General features: G+C 66.4%; 1 protein-coding gene. It reads right to left on the bottom strand.

All coding sequences use genetic code 11. From position 1 onward, the window contains the following. The coding region (locus AC1D15_RS36475) for an NAD-dependent epimerase/dehydratase family protein (protein WP_477829929.1) at nucleotides 1-545 on the bottom strand (545 nt) is incomplete at both ends.

Raw genomic sequence — 545 nt, 5'->3', positions numbered from 1 at the left:
GATCAAGGCCGGCAGCACATGGCTGCTGGCCAGGTCGTAGTTGTCGTTCGGGCCATAGAGATTGGTCGGCATCGCGCAGACGTACTGGCGACCGTACTGCCGGTTGTAGCTCTCGGCGAGCTTGATCCCGGCGATCTTGGCGATCGCGTACGGCTCGTTCGTCGACTCCAGCGGTCCGGTCAGCAGGTATTCTTCGCGAATGGGCTGCGGGCAGTCGCGCGGGTAGATGCAGCTGGAGCCGAGGAACATCAGCCGCTGCACGCCGGCGCGGTGGGCGCCGTGGATCAGATTGGCTTCGATCTGCAGGTTCTCGTAGAGGAAGTCGGCACCGTACAGGGCATTCGCCTGGATGCCGCCGACCTTCGCCGCGGCGACGAACAGGTAGTCCGGCCGCGTCTGCTCCAGATAGGCGAAGACGGCACGCTGGTCCAGCAGGTCGACCTGCTGGCGCCCGACGGCCAGCACGTCGGTGTGACCGCGCGCCTGCAGCCGGCGCACGAGTGCCGAGCCGACCATGCCCGAGGCACCAGCGACAAGGATCTTGG

The organism is Rhizobacter sp. P2_H2 (genome assembly GCF_056403375.1).
Note: the sequence above shows the minus strand (reverse complement) of the source record. Positions and strands in the feature narration are given on the sequence as shown.